The organism is Xenorhabdus kozodoii (assembly GCF_002632875.1).
Taxonomy (GTDB): domain Bacteria; phylum Pseudomonadota; class Gammaproteobacteria; order Enterobacterales; family Enterobacteriaceae; genus Xenorhabdus; species Xenorhabdus kozodoii.
Genome location: NZ_NJCX01000001.1, coordinates 145404 through 172260, shown reverse-complemented (window position 1 = coordinate 172260; position 26857 = coordinate 145404). Strand labels below are relative to the sequence as shown.

At 43.6% G+C, this 26857-nt stretch carries 29 protein-coding genes, 1 tRNA gene and 1 pseudogene; 12 read left to right on the top strand and 19 right to left on the bottom strand.

Annotated elements, in window-relative coordinates:
* Positions 1-62: 62 nt before the first annotated feature.
* Complete coding sequence (gene mtr / locus Xkoz_RS00750) at positions 63-1307, top strand: tryptophan permease (RefSeq protein WP_099140294.1); 1245 nt, start codon at positions 63-65, stop codon at positions 1305-1307.
* Between the two features lie 130 nt (positions 1308-1437).
* The gene (gene yeiP, locus Xkoz_RS00745; protein ID WP_099140293.1) at positions 1438-2010 is read left to right on the top strand and encodes an elongation factor P-like protein YeiP; all 573 of its coding nucleotides are present in this window, start codon (positions 1438-1440) and stop codon (positions 2008-2010) included.
* 64 nt (positions 2011-2074) lie between these two features.
* Here yeiP and Xkoz_RS00740 read toward each other — a convergent pair whose 3' ends face one another.
* Positions 2075-2386: a type 1 fimbrial protein gene (locus Xkoz_RS00740; protein ID WP_099140292.1), complete on the bottom strand. Its 312-nt coding sequence runs from the start codon at positions 2384-2386 to the stop codon at positions 2075-2077.
* Positions 2387-2674: 288 nt separating this feature from the next.
* Complete coding sequence (locus Xkoz_RS00735; protein ID WP_244183357.1) at positions 2675-3004, bottom strand: type 1 fimbrial protein; 330 nt, start codon at positions 3002-3004, stop codon at positions 2675-2677.
* 460 nt (positions 3005-3464) lie between these two features.
* On the opposite strand from Xkoz_RS00735, the gene Xkoz_RS00730 reads away from it, so the two are divergent.
* Together Xkoz_RS00730 and mepS are read left to right on the top strand one after the other, a co-directional pair.
* The gene (locus Xkoz_RS00730) at positions 3465-4169 is read left to right on the top strand and encodes a phosphatase PAP2 family protein (protein WP_099140291.1); all 705 of its coding nucleotides are present in this window, start codon (positions 3465-3467) and stop codon (positions 4167-4169) included.
* A 344-nt stretch (positions 4170-4513) separates the two neighbouring features.
* Entirely contained in the window at positions 4514-5101 is a 588-nt protein-coding gene (mepS, locus tag Xkoz_RS00725) for a bifunctional murein DD-endopeptidase/murein LD-carboxypeptidase (RefSeq protein ID WP_099140290.1), read from the top strand.
* A gap of 80 nt (positions 5102-5181) precedes the next feature.
* Here the strand turns inward: mepS and Xkoz_RS00720 are convergent, their stop codons facing one another.
* The 3 genes from Xkoz_RS00720 to rsuA all read right to left on the bottom strand — a co-directional run bounded on the left by Xkoz_RS00720 (position 5182) and on the right by rsuA (position 8130).
* Positions 5182-5526: a YejG family protein gene (locus tag Xkoz_RS00720; RefSeq protein ID WP_099140289.1), complete on the bottom strand. Its 345-nt coding sequence runs from the start codon at positions 5524-5526 to the stop codon at positions 5182-5184.
* Positions 5527-6197: 671 nt separating this feature from the next.
* Positions 6198-7388 (bottom strand): Bcr/CflA family multidrug efflux MFS transporter, encoded by a 1191-nt coding sequence (locus tag Xkoz_RS00715; RefSeq protein ID WP_099140288.1) that lies wholly within the window; start codon positions 7386-7388, stop codon positions 6198-6200.
* Between the two features lie 34 nt (positions 7389-7422).
* Positions 7423-8130 (bottom strand): 16S rRNA pseudouridine(516) synthase RsuA, encoded by a 708-nt coding sequence (rsuA, locus tag Xkoz_RS00710; protein ID WP_099140287.1) that lies wholly within the window; start codon positions 8128-8130, stop codon positions 7423-7425.
* Between the two features lie 267 nt (positions 8131-8397).
* Here rsuA and radD point away from each other — a divergent pair, with 267 nt between their 5' ends.
* Together radD and rplY are read left to right on the top strand one after the other, a co-directional pair.
* Positions 8398-10155: a DNA repair helicase RadD gene (gene radD, locus Xkoz_RS00705; protein ID WP_099140286.1), complete on the top strand. Its 1758-nt coding sequence runs from the start codon at positions 8398-8400 to the stop codon at positions 10153-10155.
* Positions 10156-10333: 178 nt separating this feature from the next.
* A complete protein-coding gene (rplY, locus tag Xkoz_RS00700) occupies positions 10334-10615 on the top strand; it encodes a 50S ribosomal protein L25 (RefSeq protein ID WP_047679702.1) in 282 nt (93 codons plus the stop codon).
* A gap of 96 nt (positions 10616-10711) precedes the next feature.
* Here the strand turns inward: rplY and yejK are convergent, their stop codons facing one another.
* Positions 10712-11719 carry a nucleoid-associated protein YejK gene (gene yejK, locus Xkoz_RS00695; RefSeq protein WP_099140285.1) on the bottom strand — a complete coding sequence of 336 codons (1008 nt, stop codon included), beginning with the start codon at positions 11717-11719 and terminating at the stop codon, positions 10712-10714.
* Positions 11720-11996: 277 nt separating this feature from the next.
* On the opposite strand from yejK, the gene Xkoz_RS00690 reads away from it, so the two are divergent.
* The 3 genes from Xkoz_RS00690 to Xkoz_RS00680 all read left to right on the top strand — a co-directional run bounded on the left by Xkoz_RS00690 (position 11997) and on the right by Xkoz_RS00680 (position 14143).
* A complete protein-coding gene (locus Xkoz_RS00690) occupies positions 11997-12224 on the top strand; it encodes a YejL family protein (RefSeq protein ID WP_099140284.1) in 228 nt (75 codons plus the stop codon).
* 33 nt (positions 12225-12257) lie between these two features.
* Positions 12258-13991, top strand: a complete 1734-nt coding sequence (gene yejM, locus Xkoz_RS00685) for an LPS biosynthesis-modulating metalloenzyme YejM (protein WP_099140283.1) — start codon at positions 12258-12260, stop codon at positions 13989-13991.
* Positions 13992-14066: 75 nt separating this feature from the next.
* Positions 14067-14143: transfer RNA gene (locus Xkoz_RS00680), tRNA-Pro, on the top strand.
* Positions 14144-14665: 522 nt separating this feature from the next.
* Here Xkoz_RS00680 and Xkoz_RS00675 read toward each other — a convergent pair.
* Entirely contained in the window at positions 14666-15073 is a 408-nt protein-coding gene (locus Xkoz_RS00675; protein WP_099140282.1) for a type II toxin-antitoxin system HicB family antitoxin, read from the bottom strand.
* 64 nt (positions 15074-15137) lie between these two features.
* Positions 15138-15326 carry a type II toxin-antitoxin system HicA family toxin gene (locus Xkoz_RS00670; RefSeq protein ID WP_099140281.1) on the bottom strand — a complete coding sequence of 63 codons (189 nt, stop codon included), beginning with the start codon at positions 15324-15326 and terminating at the stop codon, positions 15138-15140.
* Positions 15327-15701: 375 nt separating this feature from the next.
* Between Xkoz_RS00670 and Xkoz_RS00665 the strand changes: the two genes are divergently transcribed.
* Positions 15702-16574, top strand: coding sequence for a phage tail fiber protein (locus tag Xkoz_RS00665; RefSeq protein WP_099140280.1), 873 nt, complete (start codon positions 15702-15704; stop codon positions 16572-16574).
* Positions 16575-16740: 166 nt separating this feature from the next.
* On the opposite strand, the gene Xkoz_RS26500 is transcribed toward Xkoz_RS00665, so the two are convergent.
* From Xkoz_RS26500 to Xkoz_RS00605, 11 genes and pseudogenes are all read right to left on the bottom strand, one after another.
* Positions 16741-17178 carry a phage tail fiber protein gene (locus tag Xkoz_RS26500; protein WP_479688394.1) on the bottom strand — a complete coding sequence of 146 codons (438 nt, stop codon included), beginning with the start codon at positions 17176-17178 and terminating at the stop codon, positions 16741-16743.
* The gene (locus tag Xkoz_RS00655; RefSeq protein WP_099140278.1) at positions 17114-18052 is read right to left on the bottom strand and encodes a hypothetical protein; all 939 of its coding nucleotides are present in this window, start codon (positions 18050-18052) and stop codon (positions 17114-17116) included. Before Xkoz_RS00655 ends, Xkoz_RS26500 begins: the two co-directional genes overlap by 65 nt.
* A gap of 23 nt (positions 18053-18075) precedes the next feature.
* Positions 18076-19116 carry a DUF6453 family protein gene (locus Xkoz_RS00650; protein WP_099140277.1) on the bottom strand — a complete coding sequence of 347 codons (1041 nt, stop codon included), beginning with the start codon at positions 19114-19116 and terminating at the stop codon, positions 18076-18078.
* Positions 19113-21572, bottom strand: coding sequence for a phage tail tip fiber protein (locus tag Xkoz_RS22490; RefSeq protein ID WP_244183356.1), 2460 nt, complete (start codon positions 21570-21572; stop codon positions 19113-19115). The genes Xkoz_RS00650 and Xkoz_RS22490 overlap by 4 nt, the downstream gene beginning before the upstream one ends.
* Positions 21515-22228: a C40 family peptidase gene (locus Xkoz_RS00635; RefSeq protein ID WP_099140417.1), complete on the bottom strand. Its 714-nt coding sequence runs from the start codon at positions 22226-22228 to the stop codon at positions 21515-21517. The genes Xkoz_RS22490 and Xkoz_RS00635 overlap by 58 nt, the downstream gene beginning before the upstream one ends.
* A 2-nt stretch (positions 22229-22230) precedes the next feature.
* Positions 22231-22935 carry a phage minor tail protein L gene (locus tag Xkoz_RS00630; RefSeq protein ID WP_099140276.1) on the bottom strand — a complete coding sequence of 235 codons (705 nt, stop codon included), beginning with the start codon at positions 22933-22935 and terminating at the stop codon, positions 22231-22233.
* Complete coding sequence (locus Xkoz_RS00625) at positions 22932-23267, bottom strand: phage tail protein (RefSeq protein WP_099140275.1); 336 nt, start codon at positions 23265-23267, stop codon at positions 22932-22934. Before Xkoz_RS00625 ends, Xkoz_RS00630 begins: the two co-directional genes overlap by 4 nt.
* 67 nt (positions 23268-23334) lie before the next feature.
* Positions 23335-23709, bottom strand: a complete 375-nt coding sequence (locus Xkoz_RS00620) for a helix-turn-helix domain-containing protein (protein WP_099140274.1) — start codon at positions 23707-23709, stop codon at positions 23335-23337.
* 73 nt (positions 23710-23782) lie between these two features.
* The gene (locus Xkoz_RS00615; protein WP_099140273.1) at positions 23783-24043 is read right to left on the bottom strand and encodes a type II toxin-antitoxin system RelE family toxin; all 261 of its coding nucleotides are present in this window, start codon (positions 24041-24043) and stop codon (positions 23783-23785) included.
* 707 nt (positions 24044-24750) lie between these two features.
* Positions 24751-25024, bottom strand: a pseudogene (locus tag Xkoz_RS24595) (hypothetical protein); the annotation flags it as partial.
* A 362-nt stretch (positions 25025-25386) separates the two neighbouring features.
* Positions 25387-25929, bottom strand: coding sequence for a KilA-N domain-containing protein (locus tag Xkoz_RS00605; protein ID WP_099140272.1), 543 nt, complete (start codon positions 25927-25929; stop codon positions 25387-25389).
* Positions 25930-26150: 221 nt separating this feature from the next.
* Between Xkoz_RS00605 and Xkoz_RS00600 the strand changes: the two genes are divergently transcribed.
* Positions 26151-26327: an mRNA interferase gene (locus tag Xkoz_RS00600; RefSeq protein ID WP_092520428.1), complete on the top strand. Its 177-nt coding sequence runs from the start codon at positions 26151-26153 to the stop codon at positions 26325-26327.
* Positions 26328-26384: 57 nt separating this feature from the next.
* Positions 26385-26801 (top strand): type II toxin-antitoxin system HicB family antitoxin, encoded by a 417-nt coding sequence (locus Xkoz_RS00595; protein ID WP_099140271.1) that lies wholly within the window; start codon positions 26385-26387, stop codon positions 26799-26801.
* The last annotated feature ends 56 nt before the right edge of the window (positions 26802-26857 follow it).

Below are 26857 nucleotides of genomic sequence, written 5' to 3'. Positions count from 1 at the left end.
ATATAATTTATTAATGTATCTTCGCGCTAGTACAAGGTAACACCTTTCAACAGGGAGTCTATATGACCATTGAGGTAACGCAGAATTTAAAACGCCCCTCTATATTTGGTGGCGCTATGATCATTGCCGGTACGGCGGTCGGCGCGGGTATGTTTTCCATTCCAATTGTCACATCAGGTGTCTGGTTTACAGGATCAATTATTTTGCTGTTGTATACCTGCGCATGTATGTATTTCTCTGGTCTAATGATCCTGGAAGCCAATATGAACTACCCCGTGGGTTCCAGTTTTCATACCGTCACTAAGGATTTGTTAGGCAAAGGTTGGTGTTCCCTCAATGATTTATCTATCGCCTTCGTTCTGTATATCTTAACTTATGCTTATGTTTCAGCAGGTAGTTCAATTATCTCTCATAATATCGAGAATATTATTCCGCTACCTCAATCAATATCTGGCTTGTGCTTTGCCTTTATCGTCGCCTTTATTGTTTGGTTATCCACCAAAGCAGTAGATCGATTAAGCACCATCTTGATAGGCGGAATGGTCATTACCTTTATTATGTCTGTCAGTGGCATGTTTACCGAAGTTAAGCCTGCCATCTTGTTTGATCAAGCCAATACCAATTCAAACTATTTACCCTATGCTTTAATCGCCTTACCTTATTTGCTGGCCTCATTCGGCTATCATGGCAATGTTCCGGGACTGGTTAAATATTACAATAAAGATAGTAAAGCCGTCACACGCAGCCTGCTATACGGGACATTAATAACATTAGCGATTTATATTTTGTGGCAGTACGTCATTCAGGGAAATATCCCGCGTGAAGACTTCAAGCAAATCATTGCTGATGGCGGTAATATTGGTAACTTATTGCAACAGATGGATAATAATTCTGATAATGCGGCAATACCCCAACTCTTAAACACCTTCTCATACATGGCCTTGGCGAGTTCATTCCTGGGCGTATCATTAGGTTTATTTGACTATCTGGCAGACTACTTTAAGTTTGATGACACTAAAGGAGGCCGTTTCAAAACCGCACTGATTACATTCGTTCCCCCGACGGTATTGGCGTTAATTTTTCCAAACGGTTTCCTGTATGCAATCGGCTTTGCGGGATTAGCCGCAACGATTTGGGCAGTTATTGTCCCAGCCTTAATGGCCAGAGCTAGCCGTAAACGCTATCCAACATCTAGTTATCGGGCGCCAGGCGGCAATTTTTTGATTGGCTTTGTTATCTTATTCGGTTTGATAAATGTGCTGGCACACACATTCTCTTTGTTTGATTTGTTGCCAGCTTATCGTTAATATTTTCCTTCCGCCTCAGTATTTTTACTGGGGCATTCATTCCCCTCTTGCCTAATAGCCCGACTGCGAGTAATTTTGTCGCCACTTAAGTATTCATTCCCCTATTTCCTTGTTTTTACGGAAGGTATCTATGGCTAAAGCCAATGAAATTAAGCGCGGCGCAGCAATCAGCTACAACGGAAAGTTATTATTAGTTAAAGACATCGATATTCAGTCACCCAGCGCACGCGGTGCCAGCACGCTATATAAGATGCGTTTTACTGATATTCGTACTGGTCAGAAAGTGGAAGAACGTTTCAAAGGTGATGATATTCTTGAAACCATTACATTAACACGCCGCAGTGTCAGTTTTTCCTACATTGATGGTGATGAATATATCTTTATGGATAATGAAGATTTCACCCCTTATCATTTCAAAAAAGATCAAATCGAAGAGGAATTACTCTTTATTCCTGACGAGGGTTTACCAGGAATGCAAGTCCTGACAATGGATGGCCAATTGTTAGCTCTTGAGTTACCCCAAACTGTTGATATGGTCATTGAAGAAACATCACCGGGCATCAAGGGGGCATCAGCAAGTGCTCGCACTAAACCCGCTAAGATGAGTACAGGATTAACGATCCAAGTTCCTGAATACCTGAATTCAGGCGAAAAAATCCGCATTCATATTGCAGAGCGTCGCTATATGGGACGTTGTGACTAATTCTTTACTCCTTAACATGAGTTGCTCTTATTTTCGCTAAAAGAGCAACTCATCATCTATAAAGTTAGAAATAATCCACATTGACAATTGCCACACGTTTCTGATTGTCAGTCCACTTCACTTTGGAAACACCGATGTTACCAGGAAGCAAGACGTTATCTTTCTTTTTGTGAGTTGATATGGTTTGTTTGACGGTGAGACTTTTACCTAATCGATAGCAAGAGATATTGGCTTGATTGTTTGACACAACGACTTGACATCCGGGATCAACAATAGCACCTGAAAACCGAATCACTCCTCCATTAGATTCGGCATATCCATAAGAAAGCCATGAGACCAATAAACCACTAATAAACAGCTTAAGATAATTTTTCATGGTTACCTCACTTTCGTTTTTCCATTAACTAAAACTCAGCTACCTTTTATTCCTTCATCTCCATAATAACTATTTCATGTGAAAAAAATACGACATTGAGAGCTTTTATTGATAAATATCAAAGGTGATTTTTTAACTAAGAAATAAAGATATCCCTCTTATTGATTGATTAATAAAACTGCTATTAACATACATTATTTGAACTAACTCACAGATAAGTTTATTGATTTTTCTTTTATATTATTTCGCTGAAACAAAAGAAATAATTATTATACTTTTATATAACATTTAATGATAAGTTATAGTAACAATACCCAATTCCTTATTTTTCCCCACCCATTTTATTTCTTCTTTTCCAATATGTTTTCCAACCGATAATGATGATTTCCTATCCTTTTGATATTCTAGTATTTTTTCTTGAATTAACTGTTTACCATTATACCAACAAACCACTTCCGTATGATGGTTTTCATTCCAGCGAAGTTGGCATGGAGGTTCAACGATAGCACCATGAAAATAAATCGTTCCAGAGCTGGAGGCTGACGGAGAATTCGCCATGACAGGATAATAAGATAAGGACATGAATAAGAAAGTCGTCATTTTTCGTAACATAAGCATTCAACCTCCACTACAGGTGTTATTATCTTTTTTCAACTTTAGCCTCGCGCTAATTTGAAACCAGATAATGGTGCAACGCTCTGCTATCTATATAACGTCAAATGAAACTCTTTCTTTATGTTTTTTATTAATCCAGACTACAATTCGATATAATATTCTGATAAGTTAGGGTATGATAAAATCAATTGGCGGTTATTTAATAATAGTCAGTCATCAACATTAACCCAAATATATATTTTCGGTACTGCCGTGGCGATTTAGCGCTTTTGTCGATATCATAAAACAAGTTACATATTTAACAACAATAAAGTTCAGTGGTAAATTATATAAATATGCTGATATAATCATACCTTAGCCTCAGCTTCCAATGGCGATTACGCTTTCCTATAAATTTTGTTATAGTCCTTTCCCTAGTTAATTTGTCTACAAAACTCCACTTTACGTGTTAAATAGGTATCCCATGACTCGCAGTCACCCACTCGCTATACTGATTCTCAATATCCTTGGTATTGCCCTGTTTTTCTCATGGTATTTGCCTGAGAACCACGGCTTTTGGTTCCACATTGACTCCGCTATTTTTTATTTTTTTAACGAAAAATTGTTGCCAAATTCGAAATTTACCCTATTTGTCGCTATCGCGAATATCAGGGCATTTGATGTCATATCACTTATATGCATGGGCCTGCTGTATTACAGCGCATTTCGCAAACAAGACTATGCTGGCAAACGCCGACTTTTCATGGTTGGCCTGGTGATGCTTATCTCCGCTGTTATCATTAACCAAATAGGTCATCAAATCCCCGTCAGCCGACCTAGCCCAACACTGACATTTGAAAATGTCCATCGCATAAACGAAATGACCCGTTGGCATACAAAAGATGCATCCACAGGCAGTTTCCCTGGTGATCACGGTTTAATGCTCTTAATTTTCAGCAGTTTTATTCTGCGTTATATCTCCCGCGGTGCATTCTGCATTGCCCTACTGATTATGGTCGCTTTTGCCCTTCCCCGTATTATGGCTGGTGCTCACTGGTTTACAGATATTGCAGTTGGCTCTTTGTCCTTGACACTCATCGGCATGAGCTGGGTATTACTAACCCCATTAAGTGATATCATGGCAACATGGCTAGACAAAAAATTACCACATATCAGACGCAATAATTAACGTCATAATATTGAGGAGATAACCGTTATCTCCTCAATATCGTGTTATATTTCTCAGGGCAGTACAAAATAGCAACAAACCATTCTAACCCCTTAGTTCATAATCTAATTTTTTGTAAAGAATTCTTATTGTCTCTCGCTTTTTACGCCTGATTTCAGTAATCTTTCCTGCACCCTGTTTATTAAAATAACAGGTTTTGTAAAGATAATAATAAAATGTGTTTCTTCGCACACTTTATGGACAAAAAATTTGTTAATTCACCCTATTCTGACTAGGCTTTAGGATATTTAGTGTTTTCACAACAGTGATAAATCACGTTAAGGACTGCAAGGGAAAATCAATAAATGGTTAGAGTTACACCAATGCTGAGGTACACCTTGCGGCTGATACCCGCAATTATAGCGGCAGTAGCACTGACCGCATGTAGTTCACCAGATTCCAACCTACGCAATAAACAAGCTGAGACACATGCGGTAAACACGCAAAAGCATTATTTACTGCAAGCATCTCAGGATGAATTTGAAAATCTGATCAGCAAATTAGATATTAAATCTAAGATACTCAATCAATACGCAGACTGGAAAGGTGTAGCTTATCGGCTTGGTGGGAATACCAAACGTGGTATCGATTGTTCTGCTTTTGTACAGCGTACTTTTCATGATCAATTTGGCGTGGAGTTACCACGTTCCACATCAGAACAACAGAATATAGGGCAAACCGTTAGTCGCTCTAAATTGCGGGCGGGTGACTTGGTACTGTTTAAGACAGGGCGTCGCATGCGTCACGTCGGTATCTACATCGGCAATAATCAATTTGTCCATGCTTCAACCAGTAACGGGGTTATCGTTTCCAAATTAACTGACACTTACTGGAGTAAACGTTACTACGATGCCAGACGAGTGTTATCAGATAGCATAAAAACCTCAGTATAATCAGCACCTAACGTATTTTTTCCCCTTGCAGACATTAAAAAACGCTTCTTAACTAGAAGCGTTTTTTATAATGGGTAAAATTATAGTGGATACAGCGCTGTTATATTTTCTGCAATTGCAGCGCCTAACGTCTTTAAGCGACATATCACTGCACTCTCATCTTCCTTAGCAAAAAACAAACATGGTTCTCCTTCCCACTCAATCACTGCACCCGGTATCTGCATATCAGCGATAGACTGATTGATAACATGCAATATTTCCCGTGCTTCTTCGCCTTCATGACTCAATAATTTCAGCCCCATCAGGCTATTTCCTAAATCTGTTTCTTCCGCTGGTAAAATCTCAACTTTTGTACCAACGAAGCCAGCCGACCACCGATAACTTTGCGGCAGCCTGTGTACTACCGAAAGTTGGATATTATTCACGTATCATTCCTATCAGAAACAACATTAATACATCTAACCACCAGCTGTAGATTATCGATTCGTCAAAACCGAATAACCACCCAACAAAAAAGTAAACAAAAGGTTAAAATAAAAATTACGTTACCGCACTTACTCCATTTCCCATCTCAAAAAAAGTGCGACCTAGCTCGCATTTTGTATATATTTATACTGTTTAGGTAAAAAATTCAACTTATTTTTATGCAAAACAGCAACTTTTTGTTCAATTTTTATTTACATCTTTGTTTCTTTCAAACGTAACTAAATGCCAATGAAATAATAATCTTTATATTTACAATAAGTTAAATAATAACAATCCTATCCCTTCCATAACCATAAAGCCATTGTGAAAAGTTAACAAAAAAACAACACTTCAGGACTGAATGAGGGTGATAGAATTAACAAATACCGCCATTTGTTTGATGATTGCTCGATATTTCCTGTTGATCAGGTTAATCAATAGTACTTTAAAGCCTCAAAGCACGTTGGGAAGGGCACTTAAATAACAAAATTTTTTATTCAATATGGGAAAAAACATCCGATAAATAAACAAAAGGCCATCTTATATTGGCAGATGGCCTCTAAAAACATTTTATGCCTGATCTTGATTACTTTCGGCTTATGACTGTTTTTTCGACTATGTATGCTACTGATTATTTGTGCGATTTATCACGTGCATAGATAATAAGCAACATTGCTAATGTCACGCATAATGCCATTGAACCGACCATCGGCCAGGCACTTTCCTCAGGTAATAAAGACAAAATAGCCCCTACCGATGCAGCAATACCAAAACGGATAGTGCCTGCCAGTGAAGAAACTGTGCCAGCCATATGAGGATAATCATCCAACACCACAGCCATCGTGTTAGATGTGATCATAGAAATTCCACTGATATAAATGGCAACCCCGATAACCAGAGAAATAAATCCCAGATCAAACAGAGTACTAAACAGTAACCACAATCCCATGACAAATTGAACGAACAACCCAATATGCAACATTTTCAATGGGCCATATTTACGAACAAATTGACTATTGATAGTGGCCATGATGAACAGAAAAATAATATTCAGCCCAAAATAGTAACCGAAATGCTGCGCAGGCACGCCATTTAGCTTAATGTAAACAAATGCCCCCACACTGAGAAAAGAGAACATGCCAGAAAAAGAAAAACCACTCGCTAAGATGTAGCAAAGTACCTGGCGTTGCCGAAACAGCATGACAAACTGCCTTAAAGTGGTTTTTAAGTGAAATTTCTGTCTTTTCTCTTTTGGTAGGGTTTCTTCTATGAAAAGAGCAACCAAGGCAACAGCAATGACCGCAACAATAGCAATCGACCAGAAAATGGCGTGCCAATTAAACCATACCATCAATATCCCACCTAACATGGGAGCCAATAACGGTGCGATAATCATTACCAATGTCACAAAAGACATGCTGCGAGAAAATTCCTCTTTTGTGAACCTGTCACGCATCAGGGCGTTGATGACAACACCAGCCGCCGCAGCAGAAAATCCATGCAAGAAACGCATGGAAATAAAGGTATCAATATCTTGTGCCAACGCACAGGCAGCAGAAGAGATGGCAAAAACAATGACTCCCCCCAAAATGACAGGCTTGCGCCCTAAGCTATCCGACATTGGCCCATAAATCATTTGGCCAATAGCAAAGCCCAAGATATAGCTACTCAGTGTCATTTGTACCAAACCATCACTGACACCAAAACTCTCAGCAATGGTTGGCATACTCGGCAAATACATATCAATTGCCAATGGCATTAACATAGAAAGCAAACCAAGGATCAACACTAATCCCAAATAGGACGAACGCTGTTGTTGCACGTAGTGACTCCTGAATCAGTCGAAAGATAAAAAATTAAGCCGTTGGCATTTGTATGCTGTTTATTTCACTATCAGTCAGCGCTCGATACTCTCCTGGCCCTAATTTTGGATCGAGATAAATTTCGCCAATTCGCTCCCGATGAAGTACAACAACATGATTCCCTACTGCGGCAAACATCCGTTTTACTTGATGATAGCGCCCTTCACTGATGGTCAGGCGGACAAGTTGAGGCTCAATAATCTCCAGTTGTGCCGGTTTTGTTAGCGTTTTTTCCCCATTTAGCGGCACCCCGGCCAGAAATTTTTGCTCGGTATCCTCAGAGATTGGATGTTCCAATGTGACAAGGTAGGTTTTTTCACAGTGATGTTTGGGAGAGGTAATACGGTGTGACCATTGGCCATCATCAGTCAACAAAACCAATCCTGTCGTGTCGATATCCAAACGCCCTGCTGAATGTAATTTATGGGCGACAGGTTCATCAATAAAATACAAAATCGTCGGGTTTGACGGGTCCTCTGTCGAACATATATATCCCTGGGGCTTATTCAACATGAAATAACGCGGGCCATTGAGTTGTTGCAATATCGTGCCATCAAAAGCCACTTGCTGATCGGACTTTAATTTATAGGCCCCTGTTTTGATGATCTCATCATCGACAGTCACTCGCCCTGCCCGCAACTCTCGCCCCACATTGTTGCGGCTAATACCTAATTGTTGTGATAAAAATTTATCCAATCGCATGAATAGATGTACCTGACAAAAATAAACACATATGAAATGTCCTTGATATTGTGAACAACGACAAGGCCATTATTGGGATACAAGATTAAGCAGAAAATTCATAGAAAAATCGTCACGCCTGTAACTATAGCAATAATAAGCTACACGTTATAGCCATATAATCCTAGAAAAATAATGACATGCTATTTCTCAACGGCAGGATTAAATGAAAAATGTTATTCTCTATACCCATTATCTTTTACCTGATATTTGTGACAGTAACATAAAATGGCATTTACTTTACGCCCTTATCAACAAGAAGCGGTAGACGCAACCCTTCGCTATTTTCGCCAGCACAGCAATCCCGCCGTTATTGTCTTGCCAACGGGGGCAGGTAAAAGTCTCGTCATCGCTGAATTGGCGAGGCTGGCTCATGGTCGTGTTTTGGTGCTGGCACATGTCAAAGAACTCGTTGCACAAAACCACAGTAAATATTGTGCTTATGGGTTGAACGCAGACATTTTTTCCGCGGGGCTGAACCAAAAACAAAGTGAAGGAAAAGTGGTTTTTGGCAGTATCCAATCTATTGCCCGCAACCTGGATTGCTTTGATCACCCTTTTTCACTGCTCATCATCGATGAATGCCATCGCATCAGCGATGACGAAAATAGCCAATATCAACAAATTATCCAACAACTTCGGAAAAACAACCCCCAAATTCGCATTCTGGGTTTAACCGCAACACCTTATCGCCTTGGTGCTGGCTGGATATACCAATATCATTATCATGGAATGATCCGCGGTGATGAACACTGTTTTTTTCGCGATTGTATTTATGAACTGCCGTTGCGTTATATGATTAAGCATCATTTTCTGGTTTCCCCAGAAAGGCTGGATATGCCTGTCATGCAATATGATTTTAGTCAGGTACGAACCAGCCAACAAGGGATATTCAATGAGGCAGAATTAAACCGAGAGCTTAAACGCCAAAAGCGCATCACGCCCCATATCATTAGACAACTCATTGAATATGCACAAACTCGAAAAGGTGTGATGATTTTCGCCGCCACCGTCGAACATGCCAAAGAAATATTTCAATTGCTGCCTGCAGGGCAAGCCGCTCTGGTCAGCGCAGATACTCCCCCATCTGAACGAGATCACTTAATTACGGCCTTCAAGGAACAACGGCTTCTCTACATGGTCAATGTTGCTGTACTCACAACAGGATTCGACGCCCCCCATGTTGATTTAATCGCCATATTGCGCCCTACGGAATCCGTCAGCCTTTATCAGCAGATCGTCGGGCGCGGTTTACGTCTATTTCCTGACAAAAAAAATTGCCTGATCCTGGACTATGCGGGTAACCCTCACGATCTTTACACGCCTGAAATAGGTAGCAACAAACCCAATTCACAAAACCAACCTGTACAGGTATTTTGCCCTATCTGCCAGTTCGCTAATACCTTTTGGGGAAAATGCACAACAGACGGAGAAATTATTGAACACTTTGGACGCCGCTGCCAAGGCTGGGAAGAAGACGAAAATGGGAAACGTCAACAATGTGAATTCCGTTTTCGTTTTAAATCATGTCCTCATTGCGGGGCAGAAAACGATATCGCAGCCCGACGCTGCCATCGTTGCGAAGAAGTGCTGGTTGACCCCGATGATATGTTAAAAGCAGCCTTAAAACTGAAAGGTGCACTGGTGCTACGTTGTGGTGGTATGCAACTCACGCCAGGCCATGATAACAAAGGAGAATGGTTAAAAATCACCTATTACGACGAAGAGGGTGCCGAAGTATCAGAACGCTTTCGTTTATCCACCCCAGCCCAAAAGAACGTATTTGAACGCCTGTTTCTTCGTCAACATCAGCGTGCACCAGGAACCCTTTTTCGCTGGCAAACAGCGACAGATGTTGCCAATCAACTTCCTTTATTGCGTCATCCTGATTTTGTTGTTGCACGTAAGAAAGGGCAATTTTGGCAGATTAGGGAAAAGATTTTTGACTATCAAGGGCGATTTAGACGGGCTGATGATCTGTATTAAATAGGCCAAATAGCCTATCCACCACCCAACCGGAAAGCATATTTATGTTTGCTGTCATATCGGTTTTTCGTTAGAATGCCGCCCGCTTAGCGTAATAACTCATATTAAGCCAGGTATCGAACCTGCTGCTGGGTCGCCTGTAGCAGGATTTATTTTCTTCTTTTACAGAGAAAAAATAATGTTAACTATTAATGCAGAAGTACGTAAAGAGCAGGGTAAGGGTGCGAGCCGCCGCCTGCGTAGAGCTAACAAGTTTCCAGCAATCATCTACGGTGGTAACCAAGAGCCAGTTTCTATCGAACTGGATCACGATGCAGTTATCAACCACGAAAGCAAACCAGAATTTTACGAAGTTCTGACTCTGGTTGTTGATGGTAAAGAAACTAAAGTTAAAGTGCAGGCAGTACAGCGTCACCCGTTTAAACCTAAACTGACGCACATCGATTTCCTGCGTGCTTAATTAGCCACAGTCGAGCTTTTATCGGGACGCCGAGTAAATAACGCCGCATTTGCGGCGTTATTTATTTCTACAACTTCGTTTTTTCACAATGACCAATCAGTGATTGCCGCCTCCATGGCGTTGCAATTGATCGCGCAGATTCGGCGGTGTCCCCTTAATCGTCAATGTATCTGTTGCAGGATCCCAAAAAATGCGTTCTCCCATCAGCATGGCATCAAAATTGATGGTTAATCCCCCACCACTGCCCGCAAATTTCGTCAATTGGCGCAATGTTCCGCGATCCGCTGGAAAACTTTCCGCCAATTCATAGCCCTTTTCCTGCGAAAATTGCTGAAAGTTTTGTCCATCTAACGGAGGTAACTCTTGGGATAGCTCCTGCAACTTAATTTCTTCGCCCGCCTGTAACTGTTCATTGCAGTAGCTATAAACTTGCTGACGATACGCCTGACGTTCATTTTTATCCAACTGTGCCGATTCACAATAATCATCCAAAGCCTGTACAAAACCTTTATTTTGGGCTTTGGCATTCATTCCTTCGCTGGCAGCCAGAAAATCCATAAAAAAGTCCGAAACCTTACGACCTACCCGTCCTTTCAGGAACGTCAGGTAACGACAAGACTCAGGATTGGTTTCCCATTCAGTCAGATCGACTCTTGCAATAATATCAGCATGGGGAATATCAAGATATTGTGTTGGATTTACGTCGAGTTCATCATTGACGGACGTGCTGTTACAACTATTAAGAACCGCAATCAGCAAATATTCCACGGCAAGATAGCGATATTGACAAAACAGTACAGTTCCCCCTTCGGCGAACGGATATTTTGCCAACTCATCTTTCAAGCGAACGGTTGCAGCCCGACTAAAACCGATAAAACCTTCATCTCCTTTGCGCAGATGACGGAGGGAGTCCGCCAGTTCACTTTCTTCATTGAACAAACCGTAGGCTTTACTTTTTGCGCTGTATACACGGTGCAACTCTGCCATCATCTCTTCAACCACTTGGTTGGTATCCAGCAAAGAATCACGCAAGATAACTTCCAGCGTCTGCTCATCACGTTTAATCAACCGATGTAGCGCGATCTGGGTAATTCCCAAGCTCATTATTTATACTCCTTTTTTGCAGCTGTGGCATATGGGGCTGTGCGGTTAGCGGCGTATTCAAGCATCGTTATCTTCCTGCTGCAACCAAAAACCCGAATGGTAAAAAATACTCGCCATTTCATTGTCAACATTCAACCTATCAAAGATGAAAGTGAGGCAACTTATCCAAGATTGGCAGTAACTCCGGCAACAGAGAATTAATTTGTCATAAAAAAGCAGAAAATCCACTCTCTATACGGTAAGATATAGGGCTTTGTACATCCAGGATATTTGATTTATGCCACAGTCATCTCGCTATAGTGATGAAAAAGTTGAACATTTATTAGCTGAATTAGTAAATGTTTTCGAGAAAGACCATACTCCAACTGACCTGACTTTGATGGTTTTGGGTAATATGGTAACAAATTTGATCAATACGAGTATTGCCCCTGCACAACGCAGACACATTGCAGACTCGTTTGCACACGCGTTGCAATCTTCAATCAACGAAGATAAAGCGCATTAATCTTCATTAACAACACCTTGATGTAAAGAAAATATGGTGACTAGCTGTCAGCATTACCGCGAAAAAGTTTCTCAGATGATCAGTTGGGGACACTGGTTCGCACTGTTCAACATTGTGTTCAGTCTTGTGCTGGGCAGTCGCTATCTATTTGCATCTGACTGGCCGGGTTCGCTGTTTGGTCGTATCTACGCACTGGTCAGTTGGCTCGGTCATTTCAGTTTCATTGTCTTTGCCGTCTATTTACTTATTTTATTTCCGCTGACATTTATCGTTATGTCCCAGCGGTTAATGAGGTTTCTTTCAGCCGCATTGGCAACAGCAGGCTTAACACTCCTGATATTCGATTCATCCGTCTATGTTCGCTTTCACCTGCATTTAACTCCATTGGTTTGGGATTTAGTCACTAACCCAGAACAAGGCGAATTAGCCCGAGAATGGCAACTGATGTTCATCTGTATTCCATTGATTTTTCTGATACAGATGCTTTTTGGCACATGGAGTTGGCAAAAATTACGCAGCCTAAGTCGGCAACGATTTGGTAAGCCCCTGGCCGCAGTATTTATTACGGCTTTTGTCGCTTCACACCTCATGTATATCTGGGCAGATGCCAATTTTTACCGTCCAATTACCATGCAGCGCTCAAACTTGCCAATTTCTTATCCAATGACTGCCCGTAAGTTCCTTGAAAGACATGGCCTACTGAACCAGCAAGAGTTTCAACGTCGTATTAACCAACAAGGCAATCCTACGGCTTTGGGTGTCAATTATCCGCTGAATAATCTGTCTTATCAGGATGCCGGAGGCGGCTATAACTTACTTCTGCTTGTCGTAGATGGGCTGGATAACCAAGATATCACCCAGGGTATGCCAAGCCTGGAAAATTTCGCGAAGAACAATATCCAGTTCACTCAACATTTCAGCACAGGCATTCGAAATGACACTGCGCTATTTGGTTTATTCTATGGGATATCATCGGGCTATCTGGACGGCATCCTTAACGCCAGAAAATCCTCTGCACTTATTGATTCCCTGACACATCAAGGTTATCAATTTGGCCTCTTTTCTTCAGATGGATTCCAAACGCCACTTTACCGTCAGGCAATATTAACCGACTATTCACTGCCAGAAGCTAAAAAGCAGAGCGATAATTTAACAGTAGCCCAATGGAGCCAATGGCTACCCAATGGTTCCACCCCCTGGTTCTCATTTCTCGATATTAATGGTCTTGCGCCTTCATCTGGCAAATTTGACAAAAAAGCACTGGACACCGAAATCAGCCATATCTTAGAGAGCCTAAAAAATAAAGGTATCCTGAATAAAACAATCATTGTAATTACAGCCAAACAGCGTCAAGAAACAGCCGGCAACAGTGCAAGATGGTTTACGGATGACAAGTTTAATCGTGAACAGCTTCATGTTCCCCTGATAATCCAGTGGCCTGGCACACCTGCACAAACTATTGATAAGTTGACTAGCCATCAAGATATCATGACAACTTTAATGAGGCGTTTATTACATGTCACTAATTCTCCAGAAGATTACTCACAGGGTGAAGATCTCTTTAATGCCCAAAGAGAAAACCCATGGCTTATTACTGGCGACGATGACTCATTAATTGTCACGATGGCGAAAAATACCATCTATCTTTCCAAGGACGGGGAATATCATCTGTATGATTTAGATGGCAATGAAATTCAGGGAGCCAAACCAAACCTTGCCCAATTATTACAGATACTAACGGAAGTGAAACGATTTTTAGCAAACTAATCGTTTAAAAATCAGGCACTCATTAAATTAGGGGCTTGCTTTGTGAATAAAAAACAGTAGTATAAGAGAAGTCATCGGCATGTAGCGCAGCCTGGTAGCGCACCGTCATGGGGTGTCGGGGGTCGTAGGTTCAAATCCTATCATGCCGACCAAATTTCCCCAAGAAAACCAACCTGTTAAGGTTGGTTTTTTTATGTCTGAAATTTGCTCATGGTAAAATGATGGTAATATTCTGGTAAAATGGCCGACGAAAAATAACAACAGCGCGCTAATGTTAAGATGGATTTTGTTGTTGGCCAAAGGTATACAAAGCACCCTTTTTCGCACTATTTTTTTCGATAGTTTCTGTTTGAGATTCATTAGAAAAAATATCCGTTTATATCTTTCCTATAGACCACCTACAGGATTCGAACCTGTGACCTACGGCTTAGAAGAGAGTAAGCCTACTTTATAAATCAATCAATTACCGCATTTATCAGTGCTCACACGTCCCATCTTACCGAAAGTTACCCGCAGTTACCTGTGGTTGCCTTTCGATGCCCGTCCCAAATGCGTCCCACCTTTTTAGTGACTACTCCCCGCCCTATTGGGTAAGAGTTACGGCATATTTTGCTAACCCACTGAGATATTTTCGCTTCAGGCGGCTCAAAAAAAGCCGCATAAAGCGGCTTAATTTAGGGGTATGCAATTTCTTTGCGCGCCAATTCAGCCAAAAAAGCAGAACGGTTTTTATAGTGGCCATTTTGCTCAATGTAGCGATCTATCGCGGTTAACAAATTGCCAGGCATTGTCAGATTGAACTTAATAGCCTTTGATTCGTATTTCGCGGGGTCTAACTCAATCAGCGCAATCATCCCGCCATCTTCCGACAATCGGGGATCATTGATGTAATTTGATGAATCTTTTGGCGCAGGAACATACCCGCCTTGCTCAGTCAGCACCTCCATATGCTGCCCGAAAGCGCTTTCAGCATCACGGATAGTCTCTTCTAAGGTGTTGCCAGCGAAAAAACAGCCGTCAACATCGGGGAAATAACCATCAAATCCATCTTCTGTTTTAAAGATAAAGAGCGGATAAATCATAATATTACCTCGTATATGATGATGAGTAGTGCAGAGAAGGAGCGGTCAAGCCGCTCCTTTATTATTACAACAACTTCAATCCTGAATTTTTCTGTGCCTGTCGGATAACTCCCTTTGACGCATCCTTTCGGGGATGGGGTACGGTGATTATCTCTCTCACTCCCAGCTTGGTCAGTGTGACATGACTGCCGTCTTGTCGCGCCTTTACCCAGCCGTCAGCTATCAGGCGTTTGATTAACTCTGAACTACTCATCAACCCTCCATTGCGTTAATGTGTAGGTATAATACCCATAAAATCATATGCAGTCAATATATTTATAGGTATAACACCCACAAATATTGGCGGGTAGTTATTCGTCTTTACTCTCACCCTATCTCTATTCGAGGCTATTTATCTCCGGTGTAATCTCTACAGTCTTCTGCCTCACATTCCACACCGAATCAGCCAGCATTTGGATGGATTTCACTCAAAACCACCCAACGCCCCTCCAAACTCACTTTTTGCACGTTTATTGAACTAAAATTTTGTTGAATTTCAACGCGTCCAATGGTTATTTCCCCGTTTTTATTCCAGTTAGTTAGCTAGCTCTGGCATCCATAAAACCTTGGTTTACAGGGAACCGCGGAGTTGGCGAAAAATGCAGTGTCGAAATCGGCAAATGGGGCGGATATTCCTGATAAGGCGGAGTTTGTGCGGAATATTGGGTTAGGCTCAGCGGCAAAGAAGGATATTGTCAGTGACCCGCTCTTTAATAGCGACCAGCCTGTGGCGCTTCAGTCATTTGCTGATTTCAGGCGGATTGTGAGCTGGGCGATACCAGGTAATTACCCACTGGGGATTAGCGCCGGTATTGCAGCAGGAGAACAAGTCAAAAAACCCCAATACAATTATGTCAGCTTATTGAATATCAGGGGTTGGCCTGATGACTCCGGTGTGACTGCATGCTCTCGATGGTTTATTACGCCAGACGGCAATGCAGGCATTAGCTATACACATCATTATGGCCAAGACGACGCACATTATTATGTTAATGTTGACCTGAGGGGAACCAGGAATACAACGGTAGATAACAACGGTTACCTCAAAAAAGCCTCCCCCATCATTGAAATTCATCCCGATGGCTCATTCACCACAAATGACGAATCAGCAGGCGCAACGGTTGAGCGTTTGTCCGAGGGCGTCTACCTCATTAAAAACGTGCTGGGATTCAATGCCGATGCGGCATGGGGTGGAGTTGATGGCGGGATTGAGATACCGTTGTGCAAAAATAAATTACCGTTGATTTGGGTCGATTATCGCGTGTTACCCGATGGTTCAATCAAATTGATGACCTATCACCGTGAGCACGCAGGTGCACCCGCATTCGCCAGAAATGCACGAGAGGGTTACGCTGACGGCGACCCGATTGATATCCCCGGCGGCAGGTATATTTCCGCTCGGGTGCAAATGCCGGAAAATTCTATTTGGAATCAAAAACAAAAATTGGCTGAATCAGAATGAGGGAGTAGGGGCATCATGTTCTGCCCCTGAAAATTATTTTAATTCATCGGATTTTTGTTGTTGTTGATTCCACACCGAATCTTCCGGCATCTGGACACGGACGTCTAACCGCGTTCCGGCGGGTAACTCTCAACCTTTCAAGGTTCAGTGTCAGATCACGTCGTGACTAATACAGTTCATCGTCGGTGTAATACGTTTGCTCATCCACAGATTTGATACGTCGGTTCTGTAGTCTCGCAGGCATGTGAGTATTCTGTCGGTGGGTGATTTTGAGTTCGATAGCCCCATCTGGCAGGATCGTATCCTCTACATACACCAGTTCATTGCCGTTGCTGTCACGGGGCACACTGATACCGCCATGTACACCCCATGCGCCATCGGCGTTATAACCCAGCACGCCGGAGATCTGATAGTGACCGATGCCGAGTTTGGACACTGTGACCCCTTCAGATTCGTCGTTAGTGGTGAATGAGCCATCGGGGTGGAGTTGGATGATGGGGGAACTCTGCTTAATAAATCCGTTGTTATCACGCCAACAGTTAACCCCTAGTGCCGTTTCCTTTGAGAAGGGTCTGAACGCTCCTGTTATTTGTGTCTCTTTCAATAAAATTTAATAATACATGAGAATTGTCTGGTGCTCCTTCTATTCTCCAGTGTATTCCATTAGGTCTAAATACCCTAATAGCTCCCCAGTCAGAATTTACATGTAAAGATATGCCAACATCGTCTATAAGTAGTCGACGCTTGGAATTAATATCCACACCGTATCCTAGTGTGTCTACACCACCTCCACGTACAATTCCAGTCTCAATGGAATTGCCATACCAACTATAACTGGTAAAGGCTACCTGACTGTTTGTTGTCCTACCGTTGTACTTAGAAACTAACGCAACAGAATTTTGCTCAACAGGTAACGTTTCGAGCCGCTTAAACCCGAAGTTACTATTATAATTCCCACCATTGGCCGACACTGCATTTTTCGCCAACTCCGCAGTTCCCTGTAAACCAAGGTTTTTTACAAACTCGTTTTTGTTTGGAATGTCCGCGCCGTTCTTGTTCTTATCCAGCATCGCCGCCTGCAATGCCCTTATTGATTGCAGTGACACGGTTTGACCGTTAGGCAAGGTCACGTCCACCGTGTCATTCTGCGTCATCCATTTGTCCATATTTTGGAGGAACTGAATGACATTACTGTTAATGGCACACATATGCCGGACGCCATCTGAGATGGAGTTAGGCACGGTCGTCTGAATCTGGTATTTCACATTATTCAGGGTGGTTTTGACCGTATCCGCCAGCACCAGTTCGGTATCGGAATTCACCGCCTGTATCATATGCAGTAAATTGCCACTGGTGGACTGGATTAAAATGAGCTGCGCAGGCGCAACCCCGTTCAAATTGCTTTTAAATTGTGTACCCGTACCACGGACAATAGCCGAGCCGGACACGGTGGAAATCGTGCCTTGTGTGTAAATCATGATAAATTCCTGAAGAGAAAAAATTAGAAGTAATCGTCGAAGTTAATAGCGTAGATGTCGTAGTCAATGGACTTGTAACTAAAGTTATTCACTTGAACATACGTGAAATCCATTCGCCCGGCTTCACTGACTGAAATAGTATTACCTGAAAATACAAAACCCGAATCCGCAAAACGCCACCAATTTCCCCCTACGTCCCTGACCAGTTTCGCAAGGCGATTAATCTGTACCATCGGTCTAGCAATGGTGTTGGCTGAACCACGCCCATTTCTCACTGCTATCATTTCCCCCATAAAAAAAGGGCTGTAATAAGACGAATAGGTCATGTGTCCCGTAGCATTATAAATCGCAACGCCCCAATCGGGTTTTTGTAATGTGAAGCCGCTGGAAAAAATAACCACATATACCTCACAGGCCACATCATTATTTACAATGACCTTATCGTGCGTCATGCCGATTGCGGCTCCCGATGTCTCTGTCCGGGCAAACACCAGACATTGCGCCCGGTTAGGTATGGTATCCGGCACCCGCCATTGATCATTTTTACCCAAAGTAAATCGCCCTCGGTAAACACAATAGCCTAGTCTGTTTTGGTCTGTAATCGTCGACACGCCGTTCATACCTGCCAGTTGGATGCCGAAAGAGTTGCTATTTTTGCTATTTTTGGGGTAGCCGCACACCTGAATATAGAAATGTCCGTCGCCATCGAAATAGGGCGTAAACGCGTCAATTAATGCCCCCAGCACGGTTTGATGCCCAGTAGGAATATCACTGTATTCAAAATGCAGGTATTCCCCCTCCATTCTGATATTCTCAATCCTGAGATCAACAATGGCAGAAATCATTCCCCGCTGTCCGACCATGACAGTTTTTGTCGGTATCAGGATGATGTTAAAATCCCGCGCATCAGGTATATGGCGTGACTGCCGCCATCCGTATTTACGGTAATCGTCGTATAATGCCACCGGTACTGTTTGTATTAGGCTCAATATTTGCGCCCGATCGGAATCCAGTCGGAAGGGCTTTCCTCCGTCGCCGGGATGTACCATCATGCCCCATGTCATATTTTCCCCACCTTAACCCGCATTGTCCCACTACCATCCCAAACGGCTAACCCAGTATGATCGAGTGCCACCCGTGCCCCGCCCGCCGTACTTCTCATCTCGAAAGCTCCGCTCTTGGGTAAGTTCCAACCACCGTGTGGCCAGTTATCCGAGCGCAACCCATCAGCTATTTTTGCCATTGTTATGGACGCGTTTTTGATTTTCGCCCCGTCAATAACCGCTGTACCGAGAAATGCTTCCTTGATAAACACCTGACCATTTTTAATCACAAACACCGGTTCCATCTTTCCGTTGGTCGGATTCACCACCGTAAATTGGTTCGCCCTGACACCAAAATGCGTCTCAACCTGACCATTTTTCACCTCCGCACCGATAACCATCCCGGCTTTATAGAATTGCCCCTTATAATTTACCCCCGCCCCGATATCTTTGATGGCATAGCCGTTACCGTCGATATCAAAGACAGCAGTAGCTTTTTCTTCCAGAACAGCCGCGTTGTCTCCCACTTTTGCAGTCAGGGTTTCAATAGACTGGGAAAATGCCTGACGATCATCCACACGCGCCTTATCCACCCGGCTAATTTCTGCCCGGATTTGTCGCTGCTCACCTGCGGAGTCGCTGGCTTGGGCTGCCAGTTGCAGAGCGGATTCAGCCTGTGAACGCTCCTGATTGATGAGCGTCTCGTTCAGATGAGTGATTTGGGACTGTTGCGTGTCATACTGGCTTTGCTGGGTTTGCTGTAATTTCGCTGAGGTTTGTTCAAGCTCCGCAATGGCTGTCTTTTGCTCATTGAATGTACTGTGAATGGCTGATAGCTGCTGCGTTTGCTGATCAATTTCTTTCTGTAACTGCTTATCTCCTTTCTGGATTTCAGCACGCAACTGTGTCTGACTTTCTGCCAGCGCCTTATCCGTTTCGGTTTGACTCTTTTTAACGTCCACAATGGCGGATTCCGCATCCCCAAGCCGGGTGTTGATTTGATTACCCATTTCGGCACGAGCGGCTGTCTCCGTGGCAACGGCTTTTTCAACATGCAAAATTCTGGCTACCGATTCAAGCTGCTGATCACTGAGCGAATTAAACTGGGCCGAGGTTTGCATCAGGGCTTCTGATACCGCACTTTCAGCGTCCGTAACGGTCTTTTCCATTTTGCTGATATCACTGCGCTGAGCCTCAAACTGGGCTTTTGTGGTCTGCTCGAACTTGGCCTGAGCTTCGCTCGCTGTGACGATAGCATCGGTGTTCTGGGTGACTCGCCCGGTGACATCCTCCAGGTTATCGTCGGTTGTTTTCAGGCTGGCCTTAACCTGATTAACCTCTTTTGCAAAAACCTCTTTTTGTGTGGCCTGTGATTCCCGAACGTTCAGCACCGCTGCCCGGTTATCTGCCACGTCAGCACTGATTTGTTCCTGAAATTTAGCGTGTGCCGCCTGTTCGTCCGCCTGCACTTGCTCAAGACGGGTGATGTCGGCTTTACGGTCACGAGCCTCTTCTTGCAAGTTATGACTGATCTGGGTACTGAAATGGGTATTGGTCATCACCCCTTCCACCACATCCCCAATCTGTTGCTCAAGATTTAGTGCTTTATTGCTTAGCTCACGCGCTCCTCGCTCCAGTTCAGTCGTTTTCGCGGTGTTGAAATCAATTTTTTCCGCCAGACGCTTTCCGCTTTCGGAGGACAAAAATTGCCTACCCGTGATCTCTAATATATCTTTAGCTCTATCATCCGGCTTGCCTTGTGCTTCGACAAAATGTGACTTACCGAACTCATTCACGCTGCGAACGTAGAACCAGTAGGAGGTTCTTGCTTTCAGTTGTCCTTTTGTCCAGAACTTCGCTATCCCCAAAAAATCCGCTTTAGTTTCAATCTCGTTGATATCGCGGATCGGCTTCTCTGAAAACCAGAATTCAAATTGCGTATCCAATGTCTTGGGGGCGCTGATATAGGGGATGGCTTTCAGCTCAAAAAAGCCGGGTTCAATATTGATAACTGAAGGAGCAGCCGGGGCACCAATCACCATCTGAACTTTAGACTCATCCCCCAGCATTCCATGATCATCACGGGCACGAACACCCGCAATTGCTAATCCGGTTGCTACTGCACCAGACATACTCGCCCATGCCGCAATAGATGCACCACCCGTCCAGAACGCCGCTGCAACAGCCACAACACCCAGAATAGCCATGCCGATCCCGTTTCCACCAGCACCGCCAACAACCGGAACGATAGTGACCGTATCGCCATCATTAAGGGGGTGATTCATACCAGCAGGAATACTTTTTTCTGTCATGTCACGTCCAGCAATGCGAACACGAATAAGGCCATCAGAAATCGCTTGCTGAAAGCCTTTCAACTGGTAGCACAAGCACCTGACGGCTTCCGCTGCATCACGAACCTCTAACTCATAGCGACGGCCAAATCTTCTAAGATGGCCTCCAAGCTGTAACTTGACCATTGTTTATGCCTCCATATTGAATGTGTGTACTTGAGCCAATAACCGTCATAGATATCGCGTTTGCTGATGCGATCTGGCCGATGGTGTAGAATTTGTTGATTGCCGATATAGATAGCCCCGTGACAAGGCGTCTGACTGCCTAAGCAGATAAGAATGACATCACCTTCCTGTATCTCATCAACCTGCTCCAACCCCTGACTGGCAATATTATCGAGATAAAGATTTTGACCTGTATTCCACCATTCATCGTCACGGCTGAAATCGTCTAACTCGATACCAGCGAGATGATAAGTATCACGGATGAGGGAATAACAATCGTGTGTACCATGTATAAACTCTCGACCCAATAACCGTGGAACGGGGCGGAATTTATGAATGCGATCACCACAAACCAACCACCACGGCAAGCCCGTTTTTATTTGCTGTTCTCTGTCTCCAGTACTCAGTCGGGGCTTTCCGTTTGGATGACTGTGAACAATGGCATCAATATCTGCAAAGCACTCTGCCGTTATCCAGTCATCGGGATTGATTTCAAAGTAGCGCTCAGGATCGGGTGAAATATTGCGGCACGGGAAATAGCGTCCACCAGAAATCAGGCCGCACGATTCCCTCACCCCTTCCGCTTTCGCGTGGGCGATAATGTCTTGTTCAATCATGATTAACCTAACCTGTTAGCACCTAAAAAACCGCCAAAGGGCATGGACAAAGGACGAGGAAAACGCTTAAGACAGCCGCTGTATTTCTTTGAACATTTATCTTCCTGTGGGTGAGTGGTTGGCTGGTCTTTTTCATCGGCCACAGGCGGACCATCATAGCCACAGTCGGTAGAGCGGTATTGCCAGCAACAGATATCCGCCTGAATTACCCGCGCCGGAATTAACGCCCCGTCTGTTTCACTGGGTAAAGCCAGAACATAAGTCACGAAATCAGCATTGGAATCTTGTTTCTGTTCTATCAGGTACTTGCTCACGGCTTCTCTGGTTGGGTCTGCCTGTGGATTGCCATTGGGGAAATTGACCGCATCAAGATAAATTTCCGGCACCTGATGGCGGGTAACTACCGCCCCCAACGCATCATTAAAATCCTGATTGATTGCAGTCAGCAACCCATTGATATTAGCAAAGATCATCTTCGGCCGGGAACTGGGTCCCTTGCCACTCATTTCAAACCCGGTCACCTCCACCGGATACGGCTCATAGCGCATACCTTGCCAGATAACCGGCTGCACCTTTCCGTTCATACCATCATGAAAACGGTAGATATCCCCGCCAAAAGCCGTCAAATCTATCTCATACAGATTAAGAATCGCGTTCTGAGCCAGTTCGGTAACCTCAATCCGCATCTCTTTTGGAATGTCCCTCATGCCACTACCTCCTCAAACACACAGCTTATTGACCATCGCACCCGATGGCGATTCACTGTCCACGAGCGACACACGAAAGTGCGCAATTGATTATCGTCACTGGTTCGCCATACGAATGATTCCACAGCCCCCCTTGCACGTAGAAACGTATCAATCGCCCGCCCGGTTTCTGCACTCCCGGCAAAGTTGAGCTGGTAGCGCTTTAACTGGTTATTGATGCCGTCTTTGATACGCTGCTCATAGCCATCGCCAAACTTAATCACTTTGACACGCGGTTCATGACTGACTTCGTAGTTATTCTGAGGTCGCCATTTAAATTCTGGTTTTGTCATATTTCACCTATAAAAAACCCGCCGAAGCGGGTTTGTACAGTTACGTGTCCATAAAAATGGATTGATTTTAATCCAATGTTAATTGTGTTGGCCTGCATTCATAAAGTGCCGCCAGTTTTTCCAATGTGGCCTGACGGGGGCGTTCTGCTTTTTCAAACTGAGAGACTGCGGCTTGCCTGACTCCCAATTTTTCAGCCACTTCTGTTTGTGACAAACCGCGATAGATACGCCATGCCGCATGAAGTGTAATTTCTTCATCCACCATGATACTGATGACTTCATGGGGGATGGTTTCATCATCATTAGAGCCTTTGGTGTAAGGGATGCTGACATAATCTTCATCATGATCCACCGCAGCCAGTAAGCGTTCATACTCCTCAATAGGCAGTACTACCGCTTGCTTGTTGCCGTTCTCATCTGTAATAAACTGGATACCAGCCATATTATCTCCAATATTGTGTTGACCCTGACATGAATAGAGGAAAAAGCAGGCGGGGGAATCCCCGCCATGCCAGTCAATATGTTTTTGTTTGTCTTCGCTTAACTTCCTGCACTTCTAAAATCTTCGGCTCTTTACCCGAAAGCTCAAACAAAATTCGGTAGTCGCCTACTCTCAATCTGTATTGAGCCTCTGTACCCGTTAATTTTTTGATATCCAAATCCACAAGCGGAAAACCAGTAAGTTGACTCACTTTATTTTTTATCGCTTTCTGATATCTCGAATCGATCCGAATTAGCTGCTTGGTTGCTACCTTAGACCAAATCACTTTGACCATCATTTCCCCTATTATTAAAGAGCATCTCCGTTTTCAGGATGTTTTAATTATAAGTTAAAATACTTATATAAGTCAATAAATACTTATATTAAACGGCAAACACTTATATCGGTGTTTATATAATGATCGGGTAATGATACTTCGTAAATTGATGCCTCGACGGAAAGGCATAGATCAATGAATAACAAGGGTTTTATGACACAATGACTCGTTATTGTCACACTACTGATTCAGCATGCCACCCGGCCTGCCTTCATCCACCAGAACATCATAAATAGTTTTTTTCACCATCCCCGAAACCATCCGTGCATCCTGTTCAGAAAAGGCACCCTGCGTTTGGACATTAAATTCAATATTGATACTACCAACAGAAACACCACCGCCACCTTTGCTAACATCTCTATTACTGATCACCTTGCCTCTGTCACCCGGTATCATGTATTGATGGCCGTTGTTGGCCTTGAATATTTCGGGCTTGTTATTCTCACCAATGCGGTAGGCTCCGTTCGGACTGACTGGCCCACCATTCTTACGGGCACCCATCAGGGCAATCATGGCAGGGACGGCCGCTGTCATGGCTGCCATACCTAAAGTCGCGGCTGTCCCCATTGTTGCTACGCTGGTCGCCGCCGCAGCCGGAGCCATTGCGGTGGTGATTGTCGCACCCGTAGCGACAGACGATGCCGCCGCAACTTTGTTAGCGGCTATTCGAACCTTGGTAATCACCTCCGCGGACGCTTCAATCAGTACGCGTTCAGAGAGCGTTGTTTCACTGCGTACCTGATTGCGTACCTCTTCCTTGCGTACCATATCATCGGAACGAGATTTGACTTTAGCCGCCAAATCCCTTGTCCATTCATCACGCTTCGCTCGCTTGCGAATGGCGCCTTCTGATATACCATGTTGAGACGCAATTTCTCGGAGTGACATCAAACCAGCCCGGTAAGCCGACTCGATGGCCTCCCAATCTGGTTTAGCCATTTTTTATTCCCCATATAGCAAAAAGCCACCTTCGGGTGGTTCAGAACAAATAACTACCTCGGTTCATATAACCTCCTGTTTGGGCGAAACCACCGAAGCCCAAAACTGATACAAAACTCTATCAAGCACCCGAATGTGGATGCTTTGGAGAATTTTGTAAATTGATTGCAATTAGTTGATTTGAAAGCAAAGCGCATTTTTACGCTCTGTAATGACCAAAGTGCTTTTTCACACTTTGGCTCAATGCCCGCTTACTGAATAAACCGAAGTCATCAAACTGAGGACCTCGACGGCATTCCCATTTTTACTAATGAAATCAGTCCACTCAATTTTGAGGAGGCTCCAATTTTAGAGCCTGTCTATTACTTATATTGCATGGCGATCTGTAATCTGTTTTCAGCTTGTTTCTTGTTATCGAGCAAATGAGCCTTACGTCCACCTCTTCCCCAATAGTTAAGTGTGCGGGCGCAATCGCTGACAATCTCAGCTTCTTGGTTGTAGGCATACGCTGCTATATTTGCCTCAGCCATGTAGCTCGCTACTGAAACCAATTCACCAGAGAAATATTTATCAAGAACGGTATAAACACCAACTTTGAATGCCGGATCAATATGGCCAGCAAACTCATAAGCAACAAATCGACTTCCGAATGTGCCGCCATGCTTTCCTTGTATGGTTTCTAAATGGGCTTTTGAATCCCATTTAGATAACTCCTTGATAAATAATTGAGTTGATTCCAGTCGTTTGAATTTACTTGGGCGAAGGTTTTCAATATCCCTGCCACCCAAGAAATCACTATCACCCGCTTCAACTCTGGCTTTGGCAATACGCCACATGTCAGTTAAACAAACCATGCCATCATCATTGATACGAACGGGGGTACTAAACAAAGTAAGTGTTTTCATGCGTAGTTCCTTATAGAAAGTGAACCTGTTCGTACAGAAAGGCCGCCCCGAGATAACTACGCTATTAGCGGTTTTCTCAGGCTCACTTTCTGGAAGGTTCTCGGATTTAGATGTGCGCGTACGAATGCGCGATGATGCTTGTATGCAAAAATGCTAATTTTTGCTTGTCATTGTTAGCATTTTTGCATACAATGATTTCAAGTTAACGAAACGGAGGTGCAGTGAAGCAAAGTGAATTTTTAAAGTGGCTAAAAGCTCAAGGAGTCGAGACAGAAAATGGTAAAAAGCATTTGAAACTCTACTACAAAGGTAAAATAAGCCACCTCCCCAGACACCCAAGTCAGGAATTGACAACAGGGTTGGTCGAAGGAGTCAAGAAGCAATTAGATTTAAAATAAACTCTAGCCCTCACTGCGAGGCTATCACTGCACCGATAGATTATTAAAGAGGTCAACATGTACTATCCTGCAAAATTTGCAAAAGAAGATAATGGATATACAGTAACGTTTAGAGGTATTCCCGAAGCAATCACTTGTGGTGCAGATACCCCTGAAGCAATGGAAATGGCCGAAGATGTTTTACTTTCCAGTGTTGAAATTTACTTCGATATGGATAAGGTATTTCCTTCACCCGCATCCGAGCTTCAAGAGGATGAACATTGGGTATACTTACCTGATAGCGTGTATGCCAAAATCTTGCTTAATAATGAGCTTCTAAAAGCTAAAGTCAGTAAGGCTGAATTGTCGCGCTTAACAGGTATCCGCCCCCCTGAAATCCAAAGGATACTCGCACCACGCCATACAACTAAAATTGATACTATTAGCCGGGCGCTTGCCGCTGTAGGTAAAAAGTTGTCACTTGCAGTTAGCTAAAGTTATAGCCCCTTATTGTAGGGGCTTTCATCTCAAACACTGCCCCTAACCCCCTC

What these genes read in the sequence shown, in the direction of transcription:
- mtr (WP_099140294.1), top strand. Translation starts at nt 63, where the DNA reads ATGACCATTGAGGTAACGCAGAATTTAAAACGCCCCTCTATATTTGGT.
- yeiP (WP_099140293.1), top strand. Translation starts at nt 1,438, where the DNA reads ATGGCTAAAGCCAATGAAATTAAGCGCGGCGCAGCAATCAGCTACAAC.
- Xkoz_RS00740 (WP_099140292.1), bottom strand. Translation starts at nt 2,386, where the DNA reads ATGAAAAATTATCTTAAGCTGTTTATTAGTGGTTTATTGGTCTCATGG.
- Xkoz_RS00735 (WP_244183357.1), bottom strand. Translation starts at nt 3,004, where the DNA reads ATGCTTATGTTACGAAAAATGACGACTTTCTTATTCATGTCCTTATCT.
- Xkoz_RS00730 (WP_099140291.1), top strand. Translation starts at nt 3,465, where the DNA reads ATGACTCGCAGTCACCCACTCGCTATACTGATTCTCAATATCCTTGGT.
- mepS (WP_099140290.1), top strand. Translation starts at nt 4,514, where the DNA reads ATGGTTAGAGTTACACCAATGCTGAGGTACACCTTGCGGCTGATACCC.
- rsuA (WP_099140287.1), bottom strand. Translation starts at nt 8,130, where the DNA reads ATGCGATTGGATAAATTTTTATCACAACAATTAGGTATTAGCCGCAAC.
- radD (WP_099140286.1), top strand. Translation starts at nt 8,398, where the DNA reads ATGGCATTTACTTTACGCCCTTATCAACAAGAAGCGGTAGACGCAACC.
- rplY (WP_047679702.1), top strand. Translation starts at nt 10,334, where the DNA reads ATGTTAACTATTAATGCAGAAGTACGTAAAGAGCAGGGTAAGGGTGCG.
- yejK (WP_099140285.1), bottom strand. Translation starts at nt 11,719, where the DNA reads ATGAGCTTGGGAATTACCCAGATCGCGCTACATCGGTTGATTAAACGT.
- Xkoz_RS00690 (WP_099140284.1), top strand. Translation starts at nt 11,997, where the DNA reads ATGCCACAGTCATCTCGCTATAGTGATGAAAAAGTTGAACATTTATTA.
- yejM (WP_099140283.1), top strand. Translation starts at nt 12,258, where the DNA reads ATGGTGACTAGCTGTCAGCATTACCGCGAAAAAGTTTCTCAGATGATC.
- Xkoz_RS00675 (WP_099140282.1), bottom strand. Translation starts at nt 15,073, where the DNA reads ATGATTTATCCGCTCTTTATCTTTAAAACAGAAGATGGATTTGATGGT.
- Xkoz_RS00670 (WP_099140281.1), bottom strand. Translation starts at nt 15,326, where the DNA reads ATGAGTAGTTCAGAGTTAATCAAACGCCTGATAGCTGACGGCTGGGTA.
- Xkoz_RS00655 (WP_099140278.1), bottom strand. Translation starts at nt 18,052, where the DNA reads ATGATTTACACACAAGGCACGATTTCCACCGTGTCCGGCTCGGCTATT.
- Xkoz_RS00650 (WP_099140277.1), bottom strand. Translation starts at nt 19,116, where the DNA reads ATGACATGGGGCATGATGGTACATCCCGGCGACGGAGGAAAGCCCTTC.
- Xkoz_RS22490 (WP_244183356.1), bottom strand. Translation starts at nt 21,572, where the DNA reads ATGGTCAAGTTACAGCTTGGAGGCCATCTTAGAAGATTTGGCCGTCGC.
- Xkoz_RS00635 (WP_099140417.1), bottom strand. Translation starts at nt 22,228, where the DNA reads ATGATTGAACAAGACATTATCGCCCACGCGAAAGCGGAAGGGGTGAGG.
- Xkoz_RS00630 (WP_099140276.1), bottom strand. Translation starts at nt 22,935, where the DNA reads ATGAGGGACATTCCAAAAGAGATGCGGATTGAGGTTACCGAACTGGCT.
- Xkoz_RS00625 (WP_099140275.1), bottom strand. Translation starts at nt 23,267, where the DNA reads ATGACAAAACCAGAATTTAAATGGCGACCTCAGAATAACTACGAAGTC.
- Xkoz_RS00620 (WP_099140274.1), bottom strand. Translation starts at nt 23,709, where the DNA reads ATGGCTGGTATCCAGTTTATTACAGATGAGAACGGCAACAAGCAAGCG.
- Xkoz_RS00615 (WP_099140273.1), bottom strand. Translation starts at nt 24,043, where the DNA reads ATGGTCAAAGTGATTTGGTCTAAGGTAGCAACCAAGCAGCTAATTCGG.
- Xkoz_RS00605 (WP_099140272.1), bottom strand. Translation starts at nt 25,929, where the DNA reads ATGAAAACACTTACTTTGTTTAGTACCCCCGTTCGTATCAATGATGAT.
- Xkoz_RS00595 (WP_099140271.1), top strand. Translation starts at nt 26,385, where the DNA reads ATGTACTATCCTGCAAAATTTGCAAAAGAAGATAATGGATATACAGTA.